14 protein-coding genes are annotated in these 17,161 nt (G+C 70.2%); 5 read left to right on the top strand and 9 right to left on the bottom strand.

The window, feature by feature from the left end; translation table 11 throughout:
* Positions 1-93: 93 nt before the first annotated feature.
* The 3 genes from ASF94_RS07885 to alaS all read left to right on the top strand — a co-directional run bounded on the left by ASF94_RS07885 (position 94) and on the right by alaS (position 5,654).
* Entirely contained in the window at positions 94-1,686 is a 1,593-nt protein-coding gene (locus ASF94_RS07885) for a sensor histidine kinase (protein WP_082493065.1), read from the top strand.
* Entirely contained in the window at positions 1,683-2,906 is a 1,224-nt protein-coding gene (locus ASF94_RS07890; protein WP_082493067.1) for an ABC transporter substrate-binding protein, read from the top strand. The genes ASF94_RS07885 and ASF94_RS07890 overlap by 4 nt, the downstream gene beginning before the upstream one ends.
* Positions 2,907-3,032: 126 nt before the next feature.
* Positions 3,033-5,654: an alanine--tRNA ligase gene (gene alaS / locus ASF94_RS07895; protein ID WP_056664006.1), complete on the top strand. Its 2,622-nt coding sequence runs from the start codon at positions 3,033-3,035 to the stop codon at positions 5,652-5,654.
* A gap of 99 nt (positions 5,655-5,753) precedes the next feature.
* Here alaS and ASF94_RS07900 read toward each other — a convergent pair whose 3' ends face one another.
* From ASF94_RS07900 to ASF94_RS07920, 5 genes are all read right to left on the bottom strand, one after another.
* A complete protein-coding gene (locus ASF94_RS07900; protein WP_056664008.1) occupies positions 5,754-6,797 on the bottom strand; it encodes a GGDEF domain-containing protein in 1,044 nt (347 codons plus the stop codon).
* 46 nt (positions 6,798-6,843) lie between these two features.
* Positions 6,844-7,689, bottom strand: a complete 846-nt coding sequence (gene trmB / locus ASF94_RS07905; protein WP_082493120.1) for a tRNA (guanosine(46)-N7)-methyltransferase TrmB — start codon at positions 7,687-7,689, stop codon at positions 6,844-6,846.
* Entirely contained in the window at positions 7,647-8,660 is a 1,014-nt protein-coding gene (gene gluQRS / locus ASF94_RS07910) for a tRNA glutamyl-Q(34) synthetase GluQRS (RefSeq protein WP_235505298.1), read from the bottom strand. The genes trmB and gluQRS overlap by 43 nt, the downstream gene beginning before the upstream one ends.
* 26 nt (positions 8,661-8,686) lie before the next feature.
* Entirely contained in the window at positions 8,687-9,829 is a 1,143-nt protein-coding gene (locus tag ASF94_RS07915; protein ID WP_082493068.1) for an NAD(P)/FAD-dependent oxidoreductase, read from the bottom strand.
* A gap of 75 nt (positions 9,830-9,904) precedes the next feature.
* Entirely contained in the window at positions 9,905-10,843 is a 939-nt protein-coding gene (locus ASF94_RS07920; protein ID WP_056664015.1) for a LysR family transcriptional regulator, read from the bottom strand.
* A gap of 224 nt (positions 10,844-11,067) precedes the next feature.
* On the opposite strand from ASF94_RS07920, the gene ASF94_RS07925 reads away from it, so the two are divergent.
* On the top strand, positions 11,068-11,622 hold the full coding sequence (locus ASF94_RS07925) for a flavodoxin family protein (RefSeq protein WP_056664019.1): 555 nt from the start codon (positions 11,068-11,070) through the stop codon (positions 11,620-11,622).
* A 12-nt stretch (positions 11,623-11,634) separates the two neighbouring features.
* Entirely contained in the window at positions 11,635-12,540 is a 906-nt protein-coding gene (locus ASF94_RS07930; protein WP_056664021.1) for a pirin family protein, read from the top strand.
* Between the two features lie 72 nt (positions 12,541-12,612).
* On the opposite strand, the gene ASF94_RS07935 is transcribed toward ASF94_RS07930, so the two are convergent.
* The 4 genes from ASF94_RS07935 to ASF94_RS07950 form a co-directional block, all read right to left on the bottom strand.
* On the bottom strand, positions 12,613-13,368 hold the full coding sequence (locus tag ASF94_RS07935) for a sulfurtransferase (protein ID WP_056664024.1): 756 nt from the start codon (positions 13,366-13,368) through the stop codon (positions 12,613-12,615).
* Positions 13,369-13,558: 190 nt separating this feature from the next.
* Positions 13,559-14,404, bottom strand: a complete 846-nt coding sequence (locus ASF94_RS07940; RefSeq protein WP_056664027.1) for a MinD/ParA family protein — start codon at positions 14,402-14,404, stop codon at positions 13,559-13,561.
* Positions 14,405-14,414: 10 nt separating this feature from the next.
* A complete protein-coding gene (locus ASF94_RS07945; protein ID WP_369818653.1) occupies positions 14,415-15,200 on the bottom strand; it encodes a GGDEF domain-containing protein in 786 nt (261 codons plus the stop codon).
* A 53-nt stretch (positions 15,201-15,253) separates the two neighbouring features.
* Positions 15,254-16,945, bottom strand: coding sequence for a SulP family inorganic anion transporter (locus ASF94_RS07950; RefSeq protein ID WP_056664032.1), 1,692 nt, complete (start codon positions 16,943-16,945; stop codon positions 15,254-15,256).
* Positions 16,946-17,161 lie beyond the last annotated feature (216 nt).

Consider the following 17,161-nt stretch of genomic DNA (forward strand, 5'->3'; position numbering starts at 1 on the left):
CCCCGGGTCCTTCAGTGGGCGATGCCCTCGCAGCGGGCTCGCCGCCGGCTGCGGCTCCAGCGCCCGCGCCCGCAGCCCAGCAGGCGCCGCCGGATGCCGACCGCAGCTGAAGCTGCCCGCGCGGCGGTGCCCGCGCACGCCCCGGTGCGCACGCTGCCTGCCGTGCGCCGCACGCTGCTCGCGTCCATCGCCACGCTGTTCGCGCTGGCCACCGTGGCGCTGTTCTTCGCCGCCCGCAGCTACGGCCAGGGTGCGGCCGACCGGTCCTACGACCATCTGCTGCGGGCCTCGGCGCTGTCGATGGCCGACAGCGTGGCCTTCGTTCAGGGGCGCTGGCAGGTCGATCTGCCGTACGCGGCGCTCGACCTGCTGGCCATGGCCCCGCAAGACCGCGCCTTCTACCGCATCGCAGGGCCGGACGAGGCCACCATCACCGGCTATGCCGACCTTCCCCGGCCGCCCGCCACGCTGGCGGCGGGCGATGCCGAGGGGCTGCAGCCGGTGTTCTTCACCGCCAATTACCGGGGAGCGCCCGTGCGCTTCGTCGCCGTGCCGCGGTCGATAGCGGGCGGGCCGGGCTCGGGCCGGTTCTGGGTGCAGGTGGGCCAGACCCGGCAGGCGCGCGACGCGCTGGCGGGCGACATCGTGTGGCGGGCCACCGCCGCCATCGCCGTGCTGATGGCCTGCGTCTTCGGCCTGCTCTGGCTGGGCGTGGACCGCGCCCTGCGCCCGCTGGCCCAGCTGCAGCGCGAACTGCTGGAGCGGGATGCGGCCGACCTGCGGCCCGTGGCCAGCCCCGTCCCGCGCGAACTCGCCCAGGTGGTGGGCGCGCTCAACGGCTTCATGGGGCGCCTCGCCCTCAACCTCGACGCGCTGCGCACCTTCATCGCCGAAGCGGCCCACCAGATGCGCACGCCACTGGCCGCCCTCATCGCCCAGGCGCAGGAAGGGCTGGACGACGACGACCCGCGCGCCCAGCGCCAGAGCCTGCAGGCAGTGGAGCGCAATGCGCTGCGGCTCAGCCGGCTGCTCAACCAGCTGCTGAGCGACGCCAGCGTGTCGCACCAGGGCCAGCTGCGCCGCTTCGCCCCGGTCGATCTGCTGGCGCTGGCCCGCGAGGCGCTGCGCGACGTGGTGCCCCGTGCCGAGCCCCAGCCGCTGGTGCAGTTGTGGCAAGCGGTCGATTTGCTATCGAAAGATGAGCTGTTGGCCCGGTATCCATCGGCGCTGGCTGCCAAAAATACCCAAGGTTCGGGGTCTCCGGCATGGGTGCGCGGCGACGCGCTGATGCTGCGCGAGGCGATCAAGAACCTGGTGGACAACGCGCTCAAGTACGGGGTGCCGCCAGGGCAGGGCGGGGCCGGACCGGGGGCGCGGCTCGTGGTGGACGTCAGCATGCGCGCGGTCGACGGCGGCTGGCGCCTGGAGGTGGCCGACCGCGGTCCGGGCGTGCCGGAGGGCCAGCAGGCGCAGCTGTTCGAACGGTTCGTGCGCGGGCCGGGCGCAGCGCCTGGCGGCGCGGGCCTGGGGCTGGCCATCGTGCAGCGGGTGGTGGCCGCCCACGGCGGCCGCATCGACACCCAGGGGCGTGCCGGCGGCGGCTGGTGCATCGCGTTCACCCTGCCGGCCGTGCCGCCCCCGCCCGAAGGCAGCGCGCCGGCGCTGCCGATGGAGCCGTCCCGATGACTCCGATGCCCCCGCCACACGCCCGCCGTCAGCTCCTGCGCAGCCTGGGCGCCCTGGTGCTTTTCCCCGCCGTGACGGGGATGGCGCCCGCGCGGGCCGCGCTGCCCGACGCCGCGGTCCAGGCCATGCGCGGCACGATGGTGACGCGGGGCGACAACGCCATCGTCACTTTTTTTCCACCCGCGTCCGGCCCGCAGCGGGCCTTGCTCAGCATCGACTGCGCCACCGAAACCGCGCTCTTCGCCCCGGCGATCCGCGACTTCCAGCGCCGCGTGCCGGGCCTGGCCGTGCGCTGCGCCGACCGGCAGAGCCTGGACATCCACGCCCAGGCCCTGGCCCGCGCCGAAGGCCGGCTGCGCGGTGCGGCGCCTCCGCTGGCGGCAGGCGAGGGCGCGCCCGACCTGCTCGTCAGCAGCAGCCTGGACCTGCAGACCCAATTGGCCAACGACGGCCATGTGCTGGCGCACCCCTCCTCGCTGGCGCAGTCCCTGCCCGCCGGCGCCCACTGGCGGCACGAAGTGTTCAGCCTGGGCGCTGACGCGGTGGTGATGGTCTACCACCCGCGCCTGTTGGCGCCGGACCGGGCGCCCCGCACCCGGGGCCAGCTGCTGGCGCTGTTGCGCGACCCGGGCCGGCCGCTGGCCGGGCGCATCGGCACCTACGATGCCACCCGCAGCGGGCTGGGCTATCTGCTGGCGACGCAGGACGCCCGCCACGACAGCACGGCCAGCGTGCTGCTGGCGGCCATGGGCGCCAACCGCGTGCGGCTGGGCGACCACATCGAGCCGATGCTCGACGCGCTGGAGCGCGGCGAGCTGGCCCTGGTCTACAACGTGCCGGCGTCCTATGCGCAGGCCCGCATCGCCGCGGGCTCGCCGCTGCGGCTCGCGGTGCCGGAGGACTACACCCTGCTCACCACCCGCTCGGCCGTCATCCCCGCCACCGCGCCGAACCCGCAGCTGGCACGCCCGTTCCTCGACTACCTGATCTCGCCCGAAGGCCAGGCCGTGCTGGCCCGCGACACCCGGCTGATCCCCATCCGCAAGGCGGTGGCCGCCGGCACGGCCGGGCGCACGTCCGGCATCGACCCGGAGCTGCTGGGCGCGGGCCCCAGTTCCTGGCGGCTGCTGGCGCCGGGCCTGGGGCTGCTGGTCTACCTGGACCCGCTCAAGCGCCAGCGCTTCCTGCAGGCCTGGGCGACCAGCATGGGTACCGGCTGACCGGCACGGCCCGCCGGGGGATCGATGAGATAATCGAAGGTTTTCGCTCCCCTTCCTTTCACATTCCAAGACGCCGCCGGGCCCAGCGCTTTTCCACAGCGCGGCAGGCCGCGCAGAAAGACCCGGATGAAAGTCTCCGAAATCCGCGCCAAGTTCCTCGACTTCTTCGCCGAGCGCGGCCACACGGTGGTGGCTTCTTCGTCGCTCGTGCCGGGCAACGACCCCACGCTGATGTTCACCAATTCGGGCATGGTCCAGTTCAAGGACGTGTTCCTCGGCTCCGACAAGCGCCCCTACAACCGCGCCACGTCCGTGCAGGCCTGCCTGCGTGCCGGCGGCAAGCACAACGACTTGGAGAACGTGGGCTACACGGCCCGCCACCACACCTTCTTCGAGATGCTGGGCAACTGGAGCTTCGGCGACTACTTCAAGCGCGAATCGCTGAAGTGGGCCTGGGAGCTGCTGACGAAGGTCTACGGCCTGCCGCCCGAGCGCCTGCTGGCCACCGTCTACCAGGAAGACGACGAGGCCTACGACATCTGGACGAAGGAGATCGGCCTGCCGCCCGAGCGCGTGATCCGCATCGGCGACAACAAGGGCGGCCGCTACAAGTCCGACAACTTCTGGATGATGGCCGACACCGGCCCCTGCGGCCCCTGCTCTGAAATCTTCTACGACCACGGCGACCACATCCCCGGCGGCCCTCCGGGCAGCCCCGACGAAGACGGCGACCGCTTCATCGAGATCTGGAACAACGTGTTCATGCAGTTCGACATGAAGGAAGACGGCAGCGTCACGCCGCTGCCCGCGCCCTGCGTGGATACCGGCATGGGCCTGGAGCGCCTCGCGGCCATCCTGCAGCACGTGCACAGCAACTACGAGATCGACATCTTCGCCGCGCTCATCCAGGCCGCCGCGCGCGAAACGCACACCACCGACCTGGCGAACCCCTCGCTCAAGGTCATCGCCGACCACATCCGCGCCACCTCGTTCCTCATCAGCGACGGCGTGATCCCGAGCAACGAAGGCCGCGGCTACGTGCAGCGCCGCATCGTGCGCCGCGCCATCCGCCACGGCTACAAGCTGGGCCAGAAGACGCCGTTCTTCCACAAGCTGGTGAAGGACCTGGCCGAGCAGATGGGCGAGGCCTACCCCAAGCTGCGCGAGCAGCAGCAGCGCATCACCGAGGTGCTGAAGGCCGAGGAAGAGCGTTTCTTCGAGACGCTGGCCAACGGCATGGACATTCTGGACGCGGCGCTGGCCGGCGGCGCCAAGGTGCTGCCCGGCGACGTGGCCTTCAAGCTGCACGACACCTACGGCTTCCCGCTCGACCTGTCGGCCGACGTGTGCCGCGAGCGCGGCGTGACGGTGGACGAAGAGGGTTTCAAGACGGCCATGGAGCGCCAGAAGGCCCAGGCCCGCGCTGCCGGCAAGTTCAAGATGGACCGCGCGCTGGAATACGTGGGCGACGTCAACCGCTTCACCGGCTATGAACAGCTGAAGGAAGAAGCCAAGGTCGTGGCGCTCTACGTCAACGGCACCAGCGTGACGTCGCTCAAGGCGGGCGACGACGCGGTGGTGGTGCTGGACACCACGCCGTTCTATGCCGAAAGCGGCGGCCAGGTGGGCGACGTGGGCGTCATCAGCGGCGCCGCGGGCGGCGCATCGGCGCATTTCGCCGTGGGCGACACCGTCAAGATCAAGGCCGACGTGTTCGGCCACCACGGCACGCTCGAATCGGGCACCCTGAGCGTGGGCGACGCGGTGCAGGCCGAGGTGAACACGCAGCTGCGGGCCTCCACCGTGCGCAACCACTCCGCCACCCACCTGATGCACAAGGCCCTGCGCGAAGTGCTGGGCGAGCACGTGCAGCAGAAGGGCAGTCTGGTGACGCCCGAGCGCACCCGCTTCGACTTCGCGCACGGCGCGCCGGTGACCGAGGCGCAGATCCGCGACATCGAACGCCGTGTGAATGCCGAGATCCTCGCCAACACGCCCACCGGCGCGAACGTGATGGACATCGAGTCGGCGCAGAAGACGGGCGCGATGATGCTCTTCGGCGAGAAGTACGGCGAGACCGTGCGCGTGCTCGACATCGGCACCAGCCGCGAACTCTGCGGCGGCACCCATGTGCAGCGCACCGGCGACATCGGTCTCTTCAAGGTCGTGGCCGAGGGCGGCGTGGCTGCCGGCGTGCGCCGCATCGAGGCGGTGACGGGCGAGAACGCGCTGGCCTACCTGCAGAACCTCGAATCGACGGTCAACAAGGCCGCAGGCGCGCTGAAGGCCCCCGCGACGGAGCTGACCGGACGCATCGGCCAGACGCTGGAGCAGGTGCGGACCCTGGAAAAGGAAATCGCCGCGCTCAAGGGCAAGCTGGCATCCAGCCAGGGCGATGAGCTGATGCTGCAGGCCACCGAGATCAACGGCGTGAAGGTGCTGGCTGCGCGCCTCGAAGGCGCCGACGCCAAGACGCTGCGCGACACCATGGACAAGCTCAAGGACAAGCTCAAGAGCGCTGCCATCGTGCTGGCTGCGGTCGATGGCGACAAGGTGCAGCTGGCCGCAGGCGTCACCGCCGATGCGATGGGCCGGGTGAAGGCGGGAGAGCTGGTCAATTTCGTGGCCAGCCAGGTCGGTGGCAAGGGCGGCGGCAAGGCCGACATGGCCATGGCCGGCGGCACCAACGCCGCCGCGCTGCCCGGGGCGCTGGCCTCGGTGCAGGGCTGGCTGGCAGAGCGGCTCTGAGGTTTCGCGGCCCCGGCCGCAGCTGACACCCTCCAAGACAAAGGCCCGCGCATGCGGGCCTTTGCCGTTGGGTGCATCAGGGAGCCAGGGGCGCGGGTCTCAGAACAGCTCGACGTCGTCGTGCGCCACCTTGGTGTGCAGGTGGCCCTGTTCCACCAGCTCGTCGTAGAACAGCACCTGGTCCCGCCCATGCTCCTTGGCGTGGTAGAGCGCCTGGTCGGCCTGCCCGAGAATCTCCACCGGCGCGCCGCGCGAGGTGCTGGCGAAGCCCACGCTCACCGTCACCTGGCCCACCTGCGGAAAGTGGTATTCCTTCACCGCCAGGCGAAAGCGATTGAAGATCTTGTGCGCGGTGGACAGCGTGGTGGAGCGCAGCAGCACGACGAATTCCTCGCCACCGAAGCGAAAGATGCGGTCCTGCCCGCGGAACGAGCTGCGCAGGATGTTCGCGATCAGGATCAGCACCTCGTCGCCGTACAGGTGGCCGAACCGGTCGTTCACCTGCTTGAAATGGTCGATGTCCACCACCGCCAGCCATTGCTGCAGGGGCTCCTCGGCCGCCAGCGATGCGTCGCCCGGCGAAGTCAGCTCGGTGGCCCCGGCAGACGGCATCGACACCTGCCGCGAAAACTGTTCGTCGAAGGTCTTGCGGTTCAGCAGGCCCGTCAAGGCGTCGCGCTCGCTGTAGTCCAGCAGGCTCTGGTAGTTCTGGTAGACGTGGAAGACGCTCTTGATCACATCCAGCTTGTGAGCCGAGAAGGGCCGCGACTGGGTGATCTCCAGGCAGGTATGAACGTCTTCGTGCATCCACACCGGCAGCCAGAGCGTGTAGACGCCTTTCTGCGGCGAATGCAGCGCGGTGGCGGCCCGGTTCGCAATGCACTGCTGCAAGGCCGGAAAGTCCTTCAGTGGCTGGCGCCGGGCATCTGACTGCGCCACGTGCGCCTGCGTGGACACCAGCTGCCCCTGCTCGACCCAGGTGCGGGGCCGCACGTGCAGGGCGCCATCGACCTGGAACACTTCCAGCGCGCGCACTTCCTTCACCGTGGGCAGCTTCTGCAGCGTGGACAGCACCGACACCTCGAGCCGAAGATGGTCGCGATGGCCCGTCATCTCGACCAGGTTTTCCAGAATGGGCTTCATGAGGCGGAGATGTGCGGGTGAAGGAGGTGATGAGACGAAGCGCGGCTCAGCGGGTGCGGGTGAATACCACGTCCCACACGCCGTGCCCCAGCCGCAGGCCGCGGTTCTCGAACTTGGTCAGCGGGCGGTAGTCGGGCTGGGGCGCAAAGCCCTGCGCCGAGTTGGACAGCAGCGGCTCACCCGAGAGCACTTCGAGCATCTGCTCGGCATAGGGCTGCCAGTCGGTCGCGCAGTGCAGGTAGCCGCCCGGCTTGAGCCGCGCAGCCAGCTTGGCCACCAGCGGCGGCTGGATCAGCCGGCGCTTGTTGTGCTTCTTCTTGTGCCAGGGATCGGGAAAGAAGATGTGGATGCCGTCCAGCGAGCCGGGCGCCAGCATGTGGTCGATGACCTCGACGGCGTCGTGCTGCAGGATGCGGATGTTCTCGATGCCGTGTTCGCCGATGCGCTTGAGCAGCGCGCCGACACCGGGCTCATGCACCTCGCAGCACAGGAAGTTGTCTTGCGGCCGCACGCGCGCGATGTGGGCCGTGGCCTCGCCCATGCCGAAGCCGATCTCCAGGATCAGCGGGGCTTCGCGCCCGAAGGCGGTCGCGGCGTCCAGCGGCGCGGCCCGGTAGTCCAGCAGATAGCGGGGGCCCAGGTCTTCGAAGGCCTTGGCCTGGCCGGTGGTGGTGCGGCCGGCCCGGCGCACGAAGCTCTTGATGGTCTTGGGATAGGCCACGCCGGCGGGGGCCTGGCCTGCGGCGGCCGCCGCGTCGCCGGGGGCTGCCGCTGGGGGCGATGCCTGCGCTGGTGGCTCGGGCAAGGTGCCGGGCAGGGCGGCGTCGGAAGGGAGATGAGGGGTTTCGGTCACAGTGGACGATTGTAGATTCGCCGCCACGCCTCGACCCAGCCCGCGAGCGCATCCGCAACACATGATGACGGCGGGCTGCCCGCCTGGGCCAGCGGCGAGCCGGGCAGGCCGAGCGCCCGGGCGGCCGCATCCAGCGCCTGCAACGGCCGGGTGGTGTCGATCGGCGGCGCGCCGTGCTGCTTGGACAGCTTCTCGCCGTCGGCGGCCCGCACCAGCGGCGCATGCAGATACGCCGGTGCCGGGAGGCCCAGCGCCGCCTGCAGCAGCAGCTGGCGCGGGGTGTTGTCGGCCAGGTCTTCGCCGCGCACGATGTGGGTGACGCCCTGGTCGGCATCGTCCACCACCACGGCCAGCTGGTAGGCCCAGAGTCCATCCGCGCGGCGCAGCACGAAGTCGCCCACGTGGCGGGCCACGTCCTGCAATTGCGCTCCCAGCCGGCGGTCGTGCCAGCGCACACCGTCTTTTGCTATCAAAAACGTAGCTGCATCGCCAGATTCCGCCAGCGCCTGCGGGCAATTTTGCTGAAACTTGCCGGCCGCGAAGCGCCAGGAGCGTGCCGTGCGCCCGTCCAGTCCATGGCGGCAGGTGCCGGGGTAGGGCAGCTCGCTGTGGCGGTGCCGGGCATGGCCGGCCGCTTCCAGCGCCGCTTCGATATCGCGGCGCGTGCAGGCGCAGGGGTAGGCGAGCTGCTGCGCCAGCAGCCGGTCGAGCGCAGCCTGGTAGAGCGCACCGCGCGCCGACTGCCACACCGGGGTTTCGTCAGGGACCAGGCCGCAGGCCGTCAGCTGCGCCAGGATGGTTTCCGCCGCGCCCGGGACGCAGCGCGGCGTGTCCACGTCCTCGATGCGCACCAGCCAGCGCCCGCCGGGCACGGCGCGGGCGTCCAGCCAGCTGGCCAAGGCCGCCACCAGCGAACCCGCATGCAGCGGCCCGGTGGGCGACGGAGCGAACCGCCCGACGTAGGGCCGCGTGGGATGGGGCGATGGCGCTGAGGGCAGAGGATGCAGCAAGGCGACGGGTCGCAACGAACGGCTGCTCAGCGGGCGATGGCCTGCAGCGCCAGTTCCAGGCCGGAGACGAAGGCGTCTTCCAGACGATGGCCGATGCACCAGTCCCCGCAGGCGCCGATGCCGGCCTGGGCGTCCCACAGGTGGGTCTGGCCCAGCGGCTGGGTCGTCTGGGCATAGCGCCAACGGCGCACCTCGGCGAAGGTGGGTTCGGCGCGGATGCCGGTGATCTCGGCAAAGCCCTTGAGCAGCTTGGCCAGCACCCGGCCGGCGTCATCTTCCAGGTGCTCGGCGGACCATTGCGGGCTGGCCTGCACGGTCCAGCGTTCGATCTGCGAGCGCCCGGGCTTGGAAGATTCGCGTGCCAGCCAGGCGATGCGGTGGTGCGTGCTGCGCGCCGCGTTCCACTGCGGCCCGAGCGTGGTCAGGCCCGGACGCACCGCCTGGGCGAAGGCAAGCATCAGCGTCCAGCAGGGGGCGATGGCCACCGGCGCCAGCGCCTCAGTCATCGGCAGGTCGATGGCCGAGTGCTGCAACAGGGCGCGGGCCGGCACCGCCGGCTGGCTCAGCAGCACCGCATCGAAACCGGCATGCACATGCACCGAGCCGTCGAGCGATTCGGTGCGCAGCTGCCAGCCACCCGGCTTGAGCGGGTCGGCCTCGATGCGCATCACTTGCGTGCCGGTCAGCAGCCGGCCGTCCTGCAGCAGGGGCCGCGCCCAGGCGTGCACCAGGGATTCCATGGCCGGCGATGCCACCCAGTGGGCTTCACCCGGCGGCGGCGAGGCAGCGGCGACGCGGCCGGCCTCGTCGAGCACGCGCACGGTGTTGGCGCTCCAGGGGCGGCACAGGCCCGGCACCGTCTCCAGTGCCTGGCGAAAGCGGGCGTCGCGCACGGTGAAGTACTGCGCGCCGGAGTCGAAGCTGCCGAAGGGGGAATCGAGCGCGGTGGTGCGCCCCCCGGGGCGGGAGGATTTCTCGAACACCACCACGTCGTGGCCGGCCTGGGCCAGCGTGCGCGCGCAGGCCACGCCGGCCATGCCCGCACCGATCACGGCGAAGCGTCGGCGCGCCGGTGCGGCCAGTGCGGAGTCTGCAGGGGCGGGAGCGGAGGTCTGGGAGGGGTCGCCGTCTCGCAGGCGGCGCTGGGATCGGGGAACGGCAGTACGCATGGCAAACCCTTTCAATGAATGACGACAAAGGCTCGCATGCCACTCTACACGCGCTGAAGCGCCCGGACGGGCTGGTTACGGATGCTGATGGTTTTCCATGAGCGCCCGGCGCGTGGCGGGCTTGCGCAGCTGCTCCAGCCACCACTGCAGGGCGCGGCCCGGCGCGGAATGCCCCGGACCGCCCCAGGCGTAGTGCAGCTGCACCGTGCGCGCAGGCCGGGCCACGGCGCGCACCACCAGGCGCCCGTCCTCGAGATACGGGCGGGCCATGGATTCGGGGAGGAAGCCTCCGCCCAAGCCGCGCAGCTGCGCATGGATCTTGGCCTGCATGGAGTCCACGGTCAGCACGTCCTGGCCGCCCAGGATGCCCATCGTCACGCTGCCCTTCTCGGCGGAATCGGCCACCGCCACCAGCCGGTGGGCGCGCATCACCGCGTCGCTGATCGGTTCCTCGGCCTTGGCCAGCGGGTGGTGCGGCGCCACGACGAACTGGAACAGCATGTCGCCGAGCAGTTCCTGCTGCAGCCCGGCAACGGTGCCCGGGTTCACCGCCACGCCCAGCGCCAGGTCGGCACGCCCGGAGGTCAGCGCCTCCAGCGTGCCCGACAGAATGCCGTCGTGCAGCTTCAGGCGCGTGGGCGGCGACTGCGCGTAGAACGCCTCCACCAGCTCCATCATGGTGGTCGGCGAGATGACGCCATCCACCGAAATGGTGAGCTGCGGCTCCCAGCCGATGCCCACGCGCCGCACGCGGTGCGCCACGGCGGCCACGTCGCTCAACAGCCGCGCGCCCTCGCGCAGCAGCTCGGCCCCCGCCTCGGTGGGCCGGGCCTGGCGCGCGCTGCGGTCGAACAGCAGCACGTCGAGCGCCTCCTCGATCTGGCGGACGCGGTAGGTGAGGGCGCTGGGCACCAGCCCCAGGTGGCGGGCGGCGGCGGCGAAGCTGCCCAGCTCGGCGATCACCTGCAGCATGGACAGGTGGTCGGGCGTGAGCGAGTCGCGGGCTTTTTGCATGGAAGACACCGCGCAATGCTAATTCAATGGCTTTGAATGATCCGTTCAACCGCATTGCCTGGCTTGCCGCTGGCGCCTGGGCTACGCTGCGCTTCTTCGGGCAGCGTGGCGCTCGCGTGGCTGCATTCCTGGCGGCCGGCACGCAACCCCACCCGGCGTGTGCCACGAAGCGGTGGCATGCTGCGCTCCATTCTTCTCCGCATTTCAACGAAGGAATTTGTTCCATGGCCCAGATCGTCGTCGTCTTCCACTCCGGCTACGGCCACACCCAGCGCGTAGCCCAGCATGTGGCCGAAGGCGCAGGCGCCAGCTTGCTGGCCATCGATGCGGAGGGCGAACTGCCCGAAGGCGGCTGGGACGAACTGGCCGCCGCGGACGCGATCATCCTGGGCACGCCCACCTACATGGCCGGCCCGAGCTGGCAGTTCAAGAAGTTCGCCGATGCCTCGTCGAAGGTGTGGTTCAGCCGCGGCTGGCAGGACAAGCTCTTCGCCGGCTTCACCAACAGCGCCAGCCTGAACGGCGACAAGGTGCTGACGCTGGCCTATCTGCAGACCCTGGCCTGCCAGCACGGCGGGCTGTGGATCAGCCTGGGGCAGCTGCCCTCCAACCACAAGGCGGCCACCCGCAACGACCCCAACAACCTGGGCGGCTCGGTGGGCCTGCTGGTGCAGTCGCCATCGGACGCGAGCGCCGCGGAGATCCCCCAGGGCGACTTGGACACCGCCCGCCTGTTCGGCCAGCGCGTCGCGGCCATCGCCGCGCGCATCGGCCGCTGAAGGCCGAGCGCCATGGCGTCCTCACCCTCCGCTGCCGACAATCGCCTGCGCCTGACCGGGCACCAGAAGGACCTGGGCGGCGGGTTCACCGTGCGCCGGCTGCTGCCCGCGCTGCAGCTGCGCTCGGTCGGCCCGTTCGTCTTCTTCGATCATTTCGGGCCGGTGACGGTGGAGCCGGCGGACCAGTACGACGTGCGCCCCCATCCGCACATCGGCCTGGCGACGGTGACCTATCTCTTCGAAGGCGCCATCGAGCACCGCGACAGCCTGGGTTCGGACCAGATCATCGAGCCGGGCGCCATCAACTGGATGTCCGCCGGTCGGGGCATCGTGCATTCCGAGCGGCGGCCCGAGGGGCTGGCTGCGCGCCGCTATGTCAACCACGGGATCCAGCTGTGGGCGGCGCTGCCGGTGGGGCAGGAGGAGTCCGAGCCCTCCTTCGTGCACACGGCGGCGGCGGACATTCCGCAGTGGCAGGGCGACGGCGCGGTGGTGCGGGTGCTGGTGGGCGAGGCCTTCGGCCTGCGCTCGCCCGTCGCCACGCTGGCGCCAGCCCTCTATCTGGACATCCAGCTGCAGCCGGCCGCTGCACTGGAGCTGCCGCCGCTCGCGCCCCAGATGGCGATCTATCCGGTGGACGGCGACGTGCTGCTGGGCGCCGAGCGGCTGGGCCGGCAGACGCTGGCCACGCTGGAGCCCGGCCAGAGCACGGCGTTGCGCGCCGCCGACGCGCCGGTGCGCTGCATGGTGATCGGCGGCGAACCTCTGGATGGGCCGCGCCACCTCTGGTGGAACTTCGTCTCCAGCCGCAAGGAGCGCATCGTGCAGGCCGCGCACGACTGGGAGCAGCAGGCGATGGGCCTGGTGCCGGGCGAGACGGACTGGATACCGCTGCCCGAGCGCCGCTTCAAGCCGTGAAGCGCCCTGCGCGCAAGACACGGTTTCCAGGTCAAAAAAGCCCCCGGCGCCCATGGTTCGGGCGCATGGCGCTCACTTTTCAATAGCATCCCGCTCGGGGTGTGCAGACAGGTCGGGGGCCAGCACCCGGCGCTCGTCGAACACGAAGCAGCCGCCCTGGTAGTGCGCGCCATCGGTCAGCTCGAAGTATTTGAGGATGCCGCCTTCCAGCTGGTAGACGTGCTCCAGCCCTTCCTCGCGCATCAGGATGGCCGCCTTTTCGCAGCGGATGCCGCCGGTGCAGAAGCTCACCACGGTCTTGCCGGCCAGCTCGTCCTTGCGGGCCCGCAGCGCGGGGGGAAATTCGGTGAACTTTTCGATGCGCCAGTCGATGGCGTTCTCGAACGTGCCGTGGTCCACCTCGAACGCGTTGCGCGTGTCCAGCGTCACCACCGGCCGGCCCTCGTCGTCGTGGCCGGCGCTGAGCCAGCGGCGCAGCGTCGCCGGGTCCACTGCCGGCGCCCGCCCGCCCGCGGGGCGGATGGCGGGGTGGTCCATGCGGATGATCTCGCGCTTGACCTTCACCAGCATCTTGCGGAAGGGTTGCGCATCGGACCAGCTCTCCTTCGGCTCCAGCGCCGCGAAGCGCTCGTCCTGCCGCAGCGCGGCGACGAAGCTGCGCACCGCATCGGCCGGGCCGGCCAGAAACAGGTTGATGCCTTCCTCGGCTAGCAGGATCGTGCCTTTCAAGTCCAGTTCCACGGCACGTGCGTGCAGGGTGTCACGCAGCGCCTCGGCGTCGGGCAAGGGCACGAAGAGATAGCTGGAAATGTTGAGGACGTCGTTCACGGCAAGCGCGGATGGGGCGGGTGGAGCGGGTGGGGCGGAAAGCGAAAAACGGAAAACGGAAAACCAAGACGGCACGGGGCCAGTGCTGCGTGCCACCTGACACCCGGCACCTGGCACCTGGCACCTGGCGGCTCTCATGCGATCCGGCGCCCGCCGCAGCGAGACGCCGAGGCCGGCCAGGAAAGCCAGCTCAGGTGGCGGGCACCAGCAGCGTGGATTCGATCTTGTTGGCCAGCTGCGCAATGGCCAGCGCGGCCGGGCAACCGGGCATCTGCATCAGCAGCAGCTGCCGGCGCATGACGGCGTCGCGCACCGACGTGTCGGCTGGAATGTCGCCCATGTGCAGCAGCCGCATGGGGCGGCCGGATTCGGTGGTCACGAACCGGTCCAGCACCTGCTGCAACTGGCTGGTGATGGCGCGGCCGTCGCCAGGGCGGGCTGCCTGGTTGACCACCATGCGCACGTGCTGGCGCTTCTGCTGGGTGGCCATGACCTTGATGGCGGCATAGGCGTCGGTGAGCGACGTGGGCTCGGGCGTGGCGACGATCAGCACTTCGGAGGCGAGCGAGATCGAGAACAGCACCACGTCGGAAATGCCGGCGCCGGTGTCCAGCAGGATGACGTCGTAGCGCGGCGCCAGTTGCTGGATCACGCTCATGAACTGGTTGCGCACCTCGGGCGTGAGCCGCGAGTATTCGACCATGCCGGAGCCGGCCAGCACGACGGAGAAGCCCCCGGGCGCGTCGATGACGGCCTCGTTCAGCTGCGCCTTGCCGGTGAAGACGTCGTGCAGCGTGATCTTGGGGTGCAGGTTGAGCACCACATCCAGGTTGGCCAGGCCCAGGTCGGCGTCGAGGACCAGCACGCGCTGGCCCCGGCGGGTGAGGGCGGCCGCCAGGTTGGCGGAAACGAAGGTCTTGCCCACGCCGCCCTTGCCGCTGGTGATGGCGATGATGCGGGCGCCTGGCGGCGTCTTGGCGTGTGCGGGTGCAGCGCCCGTCGCCGGGGTGCTTCTGGAGGACAGCGCGTCGGTCATCTCGGGGCTTTCAATAGGCGCTGCCATGGGAGGAATCCAGCGGTGGAGGCAGGTCGCCCCAACCGGAGGGAGTGTATAGCGGCCCGAACAACAGGCTCTTTTCTTCGGCGGTCACGGTACTGTCGGGCTGTTCTTCAATGCTGACGCGGTTGCGTCCGGCCATCTTGGCCTGGTAGAGCTGGTTGTCAGCGCGCTCCGTCCAGAGCAGCGTGGTGCTGCGGATCCATTGCAGTGCAAAGGCGCCGCCGATGCTGATCGTGACACGCAGTTCCACCGTCGGCGAGATGCGGATGGGCGTCGCCTCGACCGCGCGTCGGATGCGCTCGGCCACGACCAGGCCGAAACCGGCCTGGCAGGCCGGCAGCACCACGGCGAACTCCTCGCCGCCATAGCGCGCGAGGGTGTCCATGGGCCGGACCGACGCATCGAGCGTGCGGGCGACGGACTGCAGCACGATGTCGCCGGCCAGGTGGCCGTAGGTGTCGTTGACCCGCTTGAAATTGTCGATGTCCAGCATCAACAGCAGCGCGGCCTCGCCGGAACGGGCCACCCGGTCGATCTCGCGTTCCAGCACGGTCCGGAAATGGCGGCGGTTGGCCAGTCCGGTCAGCGGATCCTTGAGGGACAGCTCGCACAGGCCGTCGATCAACGCCTGCAGGTAGTGCTGGGGCGTGTCCGTCTGCAAGGCGGCCTCCGACCCCAACGACTGCGCCACGAGCGCATGAGCGGTGGAGAGGCGCAGATCACGCAAGAGAACGGAGTGGGGCGGCGCAGTTTCAGTCACAAAATGCAACAAGCAGGAGTCTTGGGAGTGTATCAGCGCTGCCCGTATTTCGGCCTGCTTCGGGTTCAAACCCCCGTGGTATCCCGGAGTCGGGCCAGCGCGTTCAGCGCCTCGGCATCGGTGCGGTACATGGCCAGGTGCGGCGCGGGCTCCAGCAGGCCGGCGCGCCGCAGCACCTGGTCTGCGGGCAGCTTCAGGCCGCTCACATGCAGCACGCCGCCACGGCCCTGCACCAACAGCTTGAGCCGGCCGAAGGTTTCCACGCCGGTGACATCGACCCGATTGATGGGCAGGGCGAACAGACAGACGTGCTGCACGTCCGGGTGCTGCGCCAGGTGGTCCGCCACGCAGCGCTCCAGCGCTGCAGCCGACGCGAAGTCGAGTTCCGCGTCCATGCGCAGCGCCAGCAGCCGGGGCGCCAGGGGCGGCAGCTGCCAGAGGTGGCGGTCGCGCAGGCTGCCGTCCGGGTGCATGCCCACTTCGATGATGCGCGGATGCAGCCGCTGGTAGAGGAAATGCGCCAGGCTCATGAACATGCCGGCCAGCACGCCCCAGTACATGCGCGGGGCCGTGGCCAGCGTCAGCGCGAAGGTGATGCCGCCGATGGCCGCCTCCACCCGCGAGACGCGCGCCAGCCGCCACATGCCGGCGGGCTTGATCAGCCCCGTCACCGCGGTGACCACCACGGCCGCCAGTACCGACTGCGGCACGTGATAGAGCGCGGGCGTGAGCCACAGCAGCACGGCCAGCACCAGCAGCAGGGCGAAGAGCGTCGCCCAGCCGCTGCGCGCGCCGGCATACAGGTTGATGGCCGAGCGCGAGAAGGACGCGCTGGTGGCAAAGCTCCCGCACAGGCCCGAGCTGACCTTGGCCATGCCGTGGGCGATCAGGTCCTGGTTCTCGTTCCACCGCGTGCCGCCCCGGCCGTGCTCCACCTTGGCGCTGGAGGCGGTCTCCAAAAAGCTCACCAGCGTGACCACCAGCACCGGCAGCAGCAGCCCGCCGAGTTCGTCCCATGACAGCCAGCCGGGCCAATAGGGCGAAGGCAGGCCGGCCGGCAGGTGGCCCACTACCGCACCCTGGCGGTCCGCGTAGCCCATGGCCCAGCTGGCGAAGGCGGCCAGCCCCACAACAACGATCGCTGCGGGAAAGCTCGACCGCCAGCGGCGCGCTACGACCAGCAGCGCGAGGCTGCCCAGTCCGAAAGCCAGCGCCACGGGATCGAAATGGTGGATCGACGGATTGACGGCCAGCGCATGCCAGGTGGTGCGCAGGCCCAGCAGCGCCGGCAACTGGGATGCGAGGATCAGCAGCGCCGCGGCCTGGGTGAAGCCGTTCAACACCGGCGACGTGACCAGGTTCAGCAGCCAGCCGAAGCGCGCGGCGCCCAGCACGACCTGCACCACGCCCGACAGAATGGCCATCCAGGCGGCCAGCGCCACCCAGTGCGCGCTGCCAGGCTCGGCCATGCCGCTGAGCGATGCGCCGATCAGCAGGCTGGTCAGCGCCGTCGGCCCCACGCCCAGGCGGGTGGACGAACTCCACAGCACCGCCACCAGCGCAGGCAGCAGCGAGGCATAGATGCCCGTCACCAGCGGCATGCCGGCGAGGGCCGCATACGCCACGCCCTGGGGCACCAGCATCAGACCGACCGTCATGCCGGCCCAGAAGTCCGCCCGCAGCAGGTCGCGGTCGGGCCTGGGCCAGGCGAGGAACGGAAACCAGCGTTGCAGCGCCGCTGTGCGAGAAAAGCTCATGCCGCGATTGTCGCGCCCTGCGGCGCTGGCGCGCGTGTCTCCCGGGCCTGCCTTGCACTTGGCACGACGAATTGCGCTGACGAACCAAGCTGACGAGCCAAGATGACAAACCAGCCCGACAAGCCGAGCTGACAACCGGCTGCCCCGCTTGTCCTACGGCGGGTTCGGCCTGCTCCGACCAGCGCCCGTTCTCGCCGTCTTTACAGTCAGCCCATC

The organism is Acidovorax sp. Leaf160, from assembly GCF_001424265.1.
Classification (GTDB): Bacteria; Pseudomonadota; Gammaproteobacteria; order Burkholderiales; family Burkholderiaceae_C; genus Paracidovorax.